Raw genomic sequence first — 11,703 nt, 5'->3', positions numbered from 1 at the left:
GTGCTGCTTCTAACTTAAATTCTGCGCTAAATAGTCGTCTTGTACGTTTTGTCATAGTGTCACCTGTTAACTTATGAGGTGATGATATCACCTCTAACTAAGTGACCAAATTCACTATGCCACTACATAGAGACTTTGAGTCTGAGACACCGAATCAGAAGTGGGTCACGGACATCACGTATATCTGGGTGAAGAGCCGCTGGCTCTTCTTAGCAACAGTGATGGACTTGCATTCAAGGCGTATCGTGGGTTGGTCACTAGGGATAACGATGACGGTTGAGCTCATCACCAATGCCCTAAAAATGGCGTTTGAATCACGTAAGCCGCCTAAGGGCGTCATTATTCATTCGGACCGTGGTGTACAATACAGGGCATATAAATATCAAGACTTCATGCGTAAGCATGGAGGTATACCGAGCATGAGTCGACAGGGTAACTGTTGGGATAATGCGGTGATGGAGTCGTTCTACAGTCGACTCAAAGTCGAACTGATATACGCAGAAGACTACCAAACTATCGAAGAAGCCCGAATGGGTATCTTCGAATACATCGAGGTATTTTACAATCGCAAAAGAAGACACTCAGCGTTGGGGCATGTCAGCCCAGTTGAGTACGAAAGTATGTAGTTATGTACTGTCTACTTTTTGTGGGGTACACCAACCGTTTTAACTTACGCGCAGAGCATCGTATAGGTTCTAGTTTATAAAAAAACCGTCAGAAGACGGCTTTGGACGTAATTATCGAGGGTTTAAGCACAGCACTTTTTGTACTTTTTTCCGCTTCCGCAAGTGCACGGTTCATTACGGTTTGGTGTTTTGTCATAGGTAATAGTTTTAGGTTTGTTTAATAGCGTATTAAGCTCAACTGTGTTCTCTGGTTGCTTTGAGTCAATAACAATATCAGCCACTATCGAGTGCTCAGAAAGTAATATTTCTATTTCTGCTTTACGAGCCTCGGTTGGGACGACAACATTGATTGGAGCCTCGTCAGTGCCTGCTTTTACATCACGCTTTACGTTGTAGCCTGAAATGACGTGGTTTTGTCTAGCATCGATTCGACCTTTGAAAAATAGTTTGGACATTTGCAACTCACTGATGGATTGTTGTGGTGTAATTTGGCCGCGATTATACGGCACTATGGCAATTGATAAAGAAGTTCCTACATATGCATCGGATCACGGTATAACAAACGGCTCAAGAGGGATTGCCAACGCGTGGCGACTTTAGTGCAAAATTGAAATTCAGGGTTTACAGTGTATTTTTTTGAGTTCGCAGTGCGTTGTCAACCCCTTAGCCGGGCGTTATGCTACCAGTCGAAATCTTCAATAAGGAATACTATGAAACAGAACATTGTCCATATTGCTTTAGTTGTAAAAGATTATGATGAAGCCATTGATTTTTATGTAAACAAACTCAAATTTGAACTTATTGAAGATACTCATCAACCTGAACAAGACAAACGTTGGGTGGTTGTGGCTCCACCAAATTCTCATGGTGTTACGTTGTTACTTGCCAGAGCCTCGAAGCCAGAGCAGCATGATTTCATTGGGAATCAAGCAGGCGGTCGAGTATTCCTGTTCCTAAATACTGATGATTTCTGGCGTGACTTTAAGCATATGAAATCGATTGGTATTAACTTCGTCCGCGAGCCAACAGAAGAAGACTATGGAACGGTAGCAGTGTTTGAAGACTTGTATGGAAACTTGTGGGATCTTCTTCAATTGAATCCAAGCCATCCAATGGCAAAAAGGTAGCATAACAAACGCTTCAAGAGGGACAGCCAACGCGTGGCATTTTTACTATGCGTTGGTTTCGGTGATTACGGTGTTATGCGGTAAGTTGGTAGTAGCGTTGTCTGCCCCTTAAGCGGGCGTTAGCTGAGGTTAAGAAAAACCATAAAATTAAGCGTTTATTTTTCTTAGTTTGAGGCTCTAGCTTTACACCTGAACGTCAGCACTTTTCCGCGTATCTCGCCAGTGGCACTGTTCGTGAAGCGGTTGAACTAACCGAAGTCTGTTTACGGGAAGTGGTGTGTTTGTTTATTTCTTTGGTGTGGCTTCTTTGGTTTTGAAGCTCTTTCGCGCTTAAATGGATTTCGCGCACTTGATTGTTGGCTTCTTCGAAAGAATTCTTTGTAAATTGAAGTCTTAGAAGCTCGTCAGTTTTCCTATTATTTCTTCTTTGCCAAGTACGTTTCGTGGGTTAGGTTTTAGTTTCTCAGTTGTCCGTTTTACTTTGTCGCTTGAAAGCAATAATGTGTTTTAAATTAGGCCGTTGGGTAGAAAATCTCCGGCTAAAGTGCAGCAGCTAACAAACGGCTCAAGAGGGATTGCCAACGCTTGGCGACTTTAGTGCAAAATTGAAGTTCAGTGTTTACGGTGTGTTTTTTGAGTTCGGCGGTGCGTTGCCAACCCCTTAGCCGGGCGTTATGTTTAATCACGTAAAATCAGTTGATTGCATCTTTTCTTTGCTTTATCGGCTTTCTAATTTTGGTTTTGTCGGCAAGTTAACTTCAGTGTTCGCTGTTTTCTGGACTCCAATTCGTGGGCGCTAAAAGTTCAGAGAGTTGCCTCATTAAAGTTCAGTGCGTTTTTGAGTCGAATGAAGCGATCTTAGTTTCAAAGTTTGAGCACCAGTTTTCGGTTTCTCAAGATAAAACTCAATATCAGTGCAATCAAATTTATGAGTTAATTCAGTTTTTTAGCTTCTAGTTTTGGTTTGCAAAGTTAAGTCGAGTTAAGATCTTGGTTTCGTAAAACTTAACCCTTTGTGTCCTAAACATAACAAGGCGTTTAAGAGGGATTCATGCCGCGTGGCATTTTTGGTATGCGCTTGGTTTTGGTGGTGAAAGTGGTCTGCGGAAGCTTGGTTTATGCGGCACTCACCCCTTAACGCAGCGTTATAACGCAAATGGAGTTTCTACGTTGAAAATGGATATATTTATAGTTGATGCATTTACAGATCAACAATTTAAAGGGAACTCAGCTGCGGTCATCCCTGTTGAGAAATGGCCTTCAGATGACCTAATGCAAAATATCGCAGCTGAAAATAACCTATCAGAAACAGCTTATGTCAAAGCGGTAGGCTCTAATCAATACGAGATTCGTTGGTTTTCACCAATGACTGAAATTGACTTTTGTGGGCATGCTACGTTGGCATCTGCTTTCGTATTGTTTAACGAGCTTGGTGTAACACACCAAATCGAGTTCATAACTCGTGAAGTTGGTAACTTAACGGTCATTCTTAATGCGAACAACGAAATCGAAATGACCTTTCCTAACCAAAAACCAGAAGCTGTATCACTTGTTCCCGCACAGCTATTGGTCGGCTTATCGAAACAGCCGGTAGAGGTGCTAAAAAATAGACAAGCATATTTTGCCGTCTATGAGAATGAGCATGATGTTCTTGAAGTGACTTACGTTTCTGAACAACTGAAACAGCTCGCGCCATTGGATGTGGTCGTTACTTCTAAATCTAAAGACTATGACTTCATATCTCGTTACTTTTGGCCTGCGAACGGTGGTGACGAAGATCCTGTGACAGGCTCTATTCATTCTGGGCTAGCTCCTTACTGGGCTGATAAGTTGGGTAAATCAGATTTAGTTGCGTACCAAGCTTCAAGAAGAGGTGGTGTCTTAAAGTGCAGCGTGTCAGGTAAATCAATAGTCATCTCTGGAAAAGGTGTTTTGTATCTTAAAGGGCAGGTTTACGTTTAGTGGAAATCTGCGTTATAACAAACAATTTAAGAGGGATTCCCAACGCTTGGCATTTTTGTATCTACTTCAATTTTAGTGGTTACGGTACAATGCTTTAGGTTGGGTGGTAGCGTTGCTCACCCCTTAATTGGGCGTTATGGCTACCAAATTGAGTTGGTCACGAATGTCGATAAATTGGTTCAAATTGGAGTACTATGCTGCGATTACACTGATTTGAAGAACACGATGACAATTCCAATTAAAAATGTATCTAGTACGGAAATTTCTTGCTCAAACTGTCAGGCTTGTTGCTGTCGTTTAGAGGTCATGATCATTACAGATACAGGTGTGCCAGAGCAACACATTGCTTTCGACCAATGGGGTGGGGAAACCATGCTACGTTTGGCGGATGGTTGGTGCTCAGCTTTAGACCGAGAAACATTCATGTGCACGATTTATGAGAATCGACCTTGGATTTGTCGAGAGTTTGAAATGGGCTCTTATGAATGTCGAGATGAAAGGTCAGATTTACCTTGAAAATTATGTTCGATAAATCAGAGAGTTGTTAGCCATAACAAACGGTTAAAGAGGGACTGCCAACGCGTGGCGGTTTTATTATGCGTTGGTTTTGGTGATTACGGTGTTATGCGGAAAGTTGGTAGTAGCGTTGGCAGCCCCTTAACCGGGCGTTATAAGCTAAAGAGGAATTATGACCAAAATCTATTTCGTATGTGGCTTTATTGGTTCGGGTAAAACTACCTACTCTAAGAAGCTTGCAAATAAACATGGAGCCTTTCGTTTCTCCATCGATGAATGGATGATTCCTTTATATGGTGAACATATGGAGCGTGAAGTCTTCGATAGCCGTTTGACTACGCTTCAAGACTTATTCAAAGACTCTGCTCGCCAGCTTTTTGCTCTTGGTGTCCCAGTTATTTTCGATTTTGGTTTTTGGCGCAAAGCTGACCGAGAAACTTTTACTGGTTGGGCATCAGAGGTGGGTGTTGAGAGTGAAGTTCATTATCTTGATGTTCCCTTCGAAACATGCCAACAAAGGGCACTTTCACGTAATTCAGATTTGGATGGAAAATCGTATGAAATTACACCTGAAATGTTGAAATTGTTCTGGTCTTGGTTTGAAACACCAGCGTCGAATGAAAATGTTGTTTGGGTTCATAGGGATACTCAACCACGCTTATAACAAACGGCTCAAGAGGGATTGCCAACGCTTGGCGACTTTAGTGCAAAATTGAAGTTCAGTGTTTACAGTATGTTTTTTTAGTTCGGCGGTGCGTTGTCAACCCCTTAGCCGGGCGTTATAAGCAAATCCAGCCTCAGAGGATGAAAAATGGAAATTGAGTACAAGGTAAACTATCCAATTACGTCGAAACAGTTCGTGAATTTGCTAAAGAAAACATCACTTGGTGAACGTAGACCACTAGAAAATGAAGCAATCATCAAAGGTATGCTTGAAAACTCAAATCTAATTGTTACTGCATGGATAAACGATCAGCTTGTTGGCGTGGCGCGTTCTGTTACGGATTTTCATTATTGCTGTTACCTATCGGATCTAGCCGTTGATGAAAGCGTTCAATCGAGTGGTATTGGTAAATATCTAATATTGGTAACCAAAGAAGAATTGAATCCAAACTGTAAAGTTATTTTATTATCAGCGCCTCAAGCGCAAGCTTACTATCCAAAAATCGGTTTTGAGCATCATGAAAGCGCATGGGTTTTATCAAGTGCCGAACAATTAAAGCTAATTTAAATCAAGGTGTTATTTTGCTTATAACAAACGGTTCAAGAGGGACTGCCAACGCGTGGCGGTTTTTGTTCAAATCAGCATTTGTGATTACGGTTGTTATTTTAGGTTCAGTGTTTTGCGTTGCCAGCCCCTTAGGCGGGCGTTATGTGTTGAGGTTATTCGTAGCTATTTTTTATTTAAGGGCATAGATTTTGGGAAAAAGTGCAATAGATGACTGGGTTCAGTCGATATCAGATATGATTAAAATATCCGCTAATGTAGGCTCATCTGTATCAAATCATTCAACAATATTAGGTGATGCGAGAGAAAGCTTTATTAGAGATATTTTAGAAAATTTTTTACCTAGCTCAATTGTAATAGGTAGTGGTCAGATAATTGATCAATACGAAGGGCGGTCTAAACAAATTGACATAATTATTTATCGAAGGGATTTTCCTGTTCTTCAAACATTTGGGTCTGCTGATGTTTACTTAATAGAGGGAGTATTGGCAACGATTGAAGTTAAGTCCATGTTGGATAAAGAAAATTTAGAAATGGCCTTGAATAATGCTAAATCTGTTAAAGATTTAAAGCCTAAGTTTGTTCGTCCTTCTCTTTCATTCTCATTAGCTACGTATTTTTTCAAAGATGATGAAGATAGTTTGACTGATGCTGAACGATTCTCATTTATGGAGATGGTTGCTCCTGAGACTTTTATATTTTCGTACAGGGGCCTTAAGTTAGATACAACTAAAAAGCATATTGAAAACTGGTTTATATCTACAGAAGGCGCAAACTCAAATAGCTATTTTTTACCTGAAGCGATTAGCACTTTTGAAGTTGCTGTGGTAAAGGATCTTAACGGAATTGTTATACCAAAGGATGATTGTAATTCGATGGCTATTAAAAATGATGCGTATGCAATTAGATTTATAATAAATAAATTACTAGAACAAGTCATGAGAAAAATTGGTTCTCCAATGTATGCACAATCACATCTTCAATATAATATCCTTGGCTATTCATTATTAGCTGAAGGGATAGATGATAACTGGGAAGGTTTTTTGCCAAATAAATATAAAATCACGGACTTAACTTTATCACCACCACCTTATCTTGAGCAGATTATGGCTAATTATAATAATTAACCAGTCTATTATTGAATTTGCACATAACAAAGCATTTAAGAGTGATTCCCAACGCTTGGCATTTTTCAATCCATCGTTGGGTTTCGTGTTTAAGGCGCTACGGTTAAGTCTTGGTGGTAGCGTTGCTCACATCTTAATGCGGCGTTATGGGCGTTTTTAACTTTGGATACATATGAAGAAAAAAGCAGATAAAACGATAAATCAGAGAGCAGCTCTTAATTCAAGGCGTAATCAAGGTTTAGCGCAAGCTGAAAATAGCGATCCAGAATTTGGTTGTCAGGGAATCATAGGTCAGTTTATAGGGTATTATTTGCGATGTGAGGTGTTTGCAACCAAACTGCAGCATTTTTACCAATCGGACAAAGGTTATAAGCAAACTAGTTTAAATACCAAGGATTTTAAAAGTGCTCTTGACCACTTTGGTATGTACCTTGACGATGACAAAGTAATCAAGATCTTTCAAGGAGGTAACGGTAAGCGTGGGACAAAGAGTGCAAGGCAATTGAGAAACGGATATTTGCACGAGTTGTCTAGCTCCGATAAAGCAGAAATTGAAACTAATGGGCCGTGGCTTGTTGGTGAAATGAAAAAACTTTTGAGGCAGAGAATAAAAACATAACAAACGCTTCAAGAGGGACAGCCAACGCGCGGCATTTTTACTATGCGTTGGTTTTTGTGGTTACGGTGTTATGCGGAAGCTTGGTAGTAGCGTTGTCTGCCCCTTAAGCGGGCGTTATGCAACTCAGGTAAATTTAAGGGTTCAATCTTTTGGGACTTCTCCGGCCATTCGTTTTGTGTTGTCGGCAAATTAGCACTTTCACCCTCAAATTCGTGGTTAACTCAAACCGTAAAACAGGCAAGTTTCTTTGTTTGCCTCAATCAGTTTTTGGCGTTGGCGCGTTGTGAATTTTGCGGGCGCAAAGTGTGGAAAGCGCAAGTTAACCGATGGCTTCTAGCTTGCTGAATGCTTTGCTTGTTGAGTTTATCTGATCCAAAAGCTTGGTTTGTTGCTGAAAGGTGGACTTTGTTTTGGCGGCTCATTTATCACGGCTCTGGCTTGGGTTGGTTCTTGAATCACTCAATCATTGCAATTGTGGCTTTTGATCGAGTAAAGTCAGTTTATCTTATTGAATTTGCATAACAAACGGTTAAAGAGGGACTGCCAACGCGTGGCGGTTTTTGTTCAAATCGGCCTTTGTGATTACGGTTGTTATTTTGAGTTCAGTGTTTTGCGTTGTCAGCCCCTTAACCGGGCGTTAGCAAATTTATTCGACATCTAACTCGCATGGAGGAAAAGTAAGTGGAAATAGATAGAGATTCGATCATTGAATCACATAGGCTGGCAAGCCCGGGTCTTCGTTATCTAGGGCAAATCATTGATGGTGCAATAAGTGCCACAATATTCATTTTCTTTCTTTGGCTCGGTACTTTAATTGGTTTATCCCAAGCTTCATCAAGCTTAATAGCATTTTCGGCGGCTGCTTTATATTTTCTACTTTCTGACGGTTTGCCTAAAGGGCAAAGTCTCGGTAAGAAACTACTAGGGATCTCAGTTATGGATTCGGTTACAGGAAAAAGTTGTAGTTTCCCTCAGTCATTTTTTCGTAACCTTCTGACACCAATAATTGGTATGATCGACGCGGTCTTTATTCTTGGCAAAAGAAGACAGAGGTTAGGTGACAAGCTGGCAAAAACAATCGTTGTAGTAAATTAGCTAACAAACGGCTCAAGAGGGATTGCCAACGCTTGGCGACTTTGGTGCAAAATTGAAGTTCAGCGTTTACAGTGTGTTTTTTGAGTTCGGCGGTGCGTTGTCAACCCCTTAGCCGGGCGTTAGCTGAGGTTAAGAAAAACCATAAAATTAAGCGCTTATTTTTCTTAGTCTGAGGCTCTAGCTTTACATCTGAAAGTCAGCACTTCTCCGCGTATCTCGCCAGTGGCACTGTTCGTGAAGTGCTTGAGCTAACCGAAGTCTGTTTACGGGAAGTGGTGTGTTTGTTTATTTCTTTGGCGTGGCTTCTTTGGTTTTGAAGCTCTTTCGCGCACTTGGTTGTTGGCTACTTCGAAAGGATTCTTTGTAAATTTAAGCTCTAGAAACTCGTCAAGTTTTGCTGTTATTTCTTCTTTGCCAAGTGCGTTTCGTGGATTAGGTTTTAGTTTCTCAGTTGTCCGTTTTACTTTGTCGCTTGAAAACAATAATGTGTTTTAAATTAGGCCGTTGGGTAGCAAATCTCCGGCTAAAGTGCAGCAGCTAACAAACGGCTCAAGAGGGATTGCCAACGCTTGGCGGCTTTGGTGCAAAATTGAAGTTCAGCGTTTACAGTGTGTTTTTTGAGTTCGGCGGTGCGTTGTCAACCCCTTAGCCGGGCGTTATGCATTACATCAAATTCAGCGTTAAAAGGATGAATAATGAGCGTTCAAAAAGTAGTTGTTATTACTGGCGGTAGCCGAGGGATTGGTGCGGCGACGGCAAAGCTTTTTGCTCAAAACGGTTTTTCCGTATGCATAAATTACAAATCTAATGCTGAGGCTGCTAATACTCTCGTTGAAGAAATCAAAGCGTTAGGTGGTCATTGTATTGCGGTTCAAGCTGACGTTTCCAAAGAAGGTGATGTAGTTAAACTGTTTGAAACCGTTGACCAAGAGCTTGGTGTTGTTTCTGTTCTTGTCAACAATGCTGGTATCTTAAAGAAGCAGATGCGCTTAGACGAAATGAGTGCAGAGAGGATTAACTCAATTCTCATAAACAATGTGACAGGTTATTTCTTGTGTTGTCGTGAAGCAGTGAAACGAATGTCAACTCGTCATGGTGGTCTCGGTGGTGTCATAGTTAATGTTTCTTCGGGAGCCGCTCGAACAGGTTCACCGAATGAATACATCGATTATGCAGCGTCAAAAGGTGCAATTGACACGTTAACAAAAGGTCTGTCGTTGGAAGTTGCCGCGGAAGGTATCAGAGTTAACTGTGTTCGCCCAGGATTGATTTATACCGATATGCACGCTGACGGTGGAGAGCCTGACCGTATAGAACGACTCAAAAATAAAATCCCAATGCAACGGGGTGGTCTGCCTGATGAAGTCGCTGAGGCCATTTATTGGTTAGCGTCTGAAAAATCATCATTTTCCACAGGTAACTTTCTGGATTTAGCCGGTGGTTTGTAATGCATAACAAACGCTTCAAGAGGGACAGCCAACGCGCGGCATTTTTACTATGCGTTGGTTTTTATGGTTACGGTGTTATGCGGAAGCTTGGTAGTAGCGTTGTCTGCCCCTTAAGCGGGCGTTAAGCTTCTGAATCAACATTGCAAATTCTAATGGAGTAAAAAATGGAGTATGTGAAACAACTGTTCGCTACATTGCTAACTTTGGCCTTAGGATCTTTTATTTTCGTAGGCATATTAGAAGATTATAAAAGCGATGACTCTATTAAAGTAAAGCAGTTAGAAGACTATTTTAAACCTGCTCGAACAATGGCAAACAGCTGCCTCAAACAACAAAATCAGTTATACCTTCATTACCCTCAGAATGGCACGTCTCTTCGTTTGCTGTTTGATGCAATGATCAATCTAATGGAAAACCCTCAGCTTGAAAGAAACCCAAATTATGAGTTGGTGCTAAAAGGGCTACTACATAACTTACAGTCGACACAGAAAACTCAATCTGAACTACCTGAAGCCGTTGAAAAGTGTCGAGCGCAAGTTTATTTAAGCCTTGAAGCCCTTTCAATTGCTACTGGCACATATGATTATTTTTCTCTTCAAGCCGCCGCAAGAGATAAGAAGTTGAATGAGCTCGATAAAAAATATCGAGAAAAGTTAAAACAGTCTCATGGTGACTTTGACGGTAATGAATTAGTGAAGATGATGTATCAAATTGGAAGTATACGTCCAGGCTCGGATCAAGATATAAAAGTGTTAGTGACTAAGTTCAGTGATAAGTTACCCATCATAGAAAAGGCAAGTTTGATTCAGGCTGAAATCGAGCAAGAAAAATACGAAATAGAAGCTGAGTTTTTCTCGGAAATTCGCAAAAAGTCTGCCAGCGAGATAAATGCCGGCTTCAAACAAGGTTTTTTCAGTTGGCTATTTGGCTAAAAGCTTAACAAACAATTTAAGAGTGATTCAGCACGCTTGGCATTTTGGGTTTGGGTTGAGTTTAGTGTTTACGGTGGTCAAATTAAGTGTCGTGGTTGCGTGCTTCACACCTTAATTGGGCGTTATGCGATTCATGAGGTCAGTGAAAGGAATAGAAATTTATGTACAAAGTTGGCGTTGTTATATTTGATGATTTCACAGATGTAGACTTTTTTCTTATGTATGACTTGCTTGGGAGGACAACCGATAGTTGGACGGTCAGCATACTGGGAACTAAACCTGAACATCATTCCCACCTTGGTATGAAAGTTACAACAGACGGACATGTTTCAGAGGTGACGAACCAAGATGTCGTTCTTATCACTAGTGGTAAACGTGGTATTCCAGCAGCGATGAAAGATGCTGAATTTATGTCAGCGTTGAGCCTTGACCCAAACAAACAGCTAATTGGCTCGATATGTGCTGGTTCATTCATCCTTCACGAGCTCGGTTTACTAAAAGGTAAGCCATTAACAACCAATCCAGATGCTAAAAGTGTTCTACAAAAGATGGGAGGAGACGTTCAGGATCTGCCTCTAGTAGTAGAAGGTAACATAGCCACTGCCGGAGGTTGTCTTTCACTGATGTATCTCATTGGTTGGGTGGCAGAGCGGCTGTTTAACTCAAGTAAACGAAAAACTATTCAGAATCAATTAATTCCAGCCGGGCAGTTAGAGCTTTTTGAAGAGCTCATTACCACAACTATTCAGTCAGCAGAGTTGAAAAATTCGCATAACAAAGCGTTTAAGAGTGATTCGTAACGCTTGGCATTTTTAATTTGCGTTGGTTTTGGTGTTTAAGGTGCAATACAGAAACTTCGGCATTGCGTTACTCACCCCTTAACGCGGCGTTATGTGGCCGAGTACCCCACGTTCAGTAGACACTTTGCTAAGTTAGATCTAGGGTCTAATTGAGAGGTGATTTATGGCTAAACATCGTAATCCAGCGTACACCGAAGAGTTCCGCAAAGAAGCAGTTCGTCTT

Annotated in this window: 13 protein-coding genes; 12 read left to right on the top strand and 1 reads right to left on the bottom strand. The window is 41.0% G+C overall.

What is annotated here, in order from left to right; all coding sequences use genetic code 11:
- Positions 1–116 precede the first annotated feature (116 nt).
- A complete protein-coding gene (locus tag AACV32_RS07850) occupies positions 117–626 on the top strand; it encodes an IS3 family transposase (protein ID WP_170895756.1) in 510 nt (169 codons plus the stop codon).
- 122 nt (positions 627–748) lie between these two features.
- Here the strand turns inward: AACV32_RS07850 and AACV32_RS07845 are convergent, their stop codons facing one another.
- Positions 749–1,081, bottom strand: coding sequence for a PBPRA1643 family SWIM/SEC-C metal-binding motif protein (locus AACV32_RS07845; protein WP_170895755.1), 333 nt, complete (start codon positions 1,079–1,081; stop codon positions 749–751).
- A 255-nt stretch (positions 1,082–1,336) separates the two neighbouring features.
- On the opposite strand from AACV32_RS07845, the gene AACV32_RS07840 reads away from it, so the two are divergent.
- From AACV32_RS07840 to AACV32_RS07790, 11 genes are all read left to right on the top strand, one after another.
- Positions 1,337–1,753, top strand: a complete 417-nt coding sequence (locus AACV32_RS07840; protein WP_017048945.1) for a VOC family protein — start codon at positions 1,337–1,339, stop codon at positions 1,751–1,753.
- 1,170 nt (positions 1,754–2,923) lie between these two features.
- Positions 2,924–3,715, top strand: a complete 792-nt coding sequence (locus AACV32_RS07835; RefSeq protein ID WP_029190005.1) for a PhzF family phenazine biosynthesis protein — start codon at positions 2,924–2,926, stop codon at positions 3,713–3,715.
- Positions 3,716–3,940: 225 nt separating this feature from the next.
- Entirely contained in the window at positions 3,941–4,231 is a 291-nt protein-coding gene (locus AACV32_RS07830; RefSeq protein WP_026028227.1) for a YkgJ family cysteine cluster protein, read from the top strand.
- 172 nt (positions 4,232–4,403) lie between these two features.
- Positions 4,404–4,895, top strand: a complete 492-nt coding sequence (locus tag AACV32_RS07825; protein WP_170895754.1) for an AAA family ATPase — start codon at positions 4,404–4,406, stop codon at positions 4,893–4,895.
- Between the two features lie 147 nt (positions 4,896–5,042).
- Entirely contained in the window at positions 5,043–5,462 is a 420-nt protein-coding gene (locus AACV32_RS07820) for a GNAT family N-acetyltransferase (protein WP_013867762.1), read from the top strand.
- Positions 5,463–5,650: 188 nt separating this feature from the next.
- A complete protein-coding gene (locus AACV32_RS07815) occupies positions 5,651–6,586 on the top strand; it encodes a DUF6602 domain-containing protein (protein WP_170895753.1) in 936 nt (311 codons plus the stop codon).
- 172 nt (positions 6,587–6,758) lie between these two features.
- Positions 6,759–7,205 (top strand): hypothetical protein, encoded by a 447-nt coding sequence (locus AACV32_RS07810; protein ID WP_170895752.1) that lies wholly within the window; start codon positions 6,759–6,761, stop codon positions 7,203–7,205.
- Between the two features lie 681 nt (positions 7,206–7,886).
- Positions 7,887–8,300 carry an RDD family protein gene (locus AACV32_RS07805; RefSeq protein WP_170895751.1) on the top strand — a complete coding sequence of 138 codons (414 nt, stop codon included), beginning with the start codon at positions 7,887–7,889 and terminating at the stop codon, positions 8,298–8,300.
- Positions 8,301–8,995: 695 nt separating this feature from the next.
- The gene (locus AACV32_RS07800; RefSeq protein WP_101411653.1) at positions 8,996–9,748 is read left to right on the top strand and encodes an SDR family oxidoreductase; all 753 of its coding nucleotides are present in this window, start codon (positions 8,996–8,998) and stop codon (positions 9,746–9,748) included.
- A gap of 164 nt (positions 9,749–9,912) precedes the next feature.
- Positions 9,913–10,680 (top strand): hypothetical protein, encoded by a 768-nt coding sequence (locus tag AACV32_RS07795; RefSeq protein WP_017049154.1) that lies wholly within the window; start codon positions 9,913–9,915, stop codon positions 10,678–10,680.
- Positions 10,681–10,841: 161 nt separating this feature from the next.
- Positions 10,842–11,480 (top strand): DJ-1/PfpI family protein, encoded by a 639-nt coding sequence (locus AACV32_RS07790; RefSeq protein WP_170895750.1) that lies wholly within the window; start codon positions 10,842–10,844, stop codon positions 11,478–11,480.
- Positions 11,481–11,703: the final 223 nt, after the last annotated feature.

The organism is Vibrio sp. B7 (assembly GCF_963888765.1).
Taxonomy (GTDB): Bacteria; Pseudomonadota; Gammaproteobacteria; order Enterobacterales; family Vibrionaceae; genus Vibrio; species Vibrio anguillarum.
This window is presented reverse-complemented; position numbering and strand designations above follow the sequence as displayed.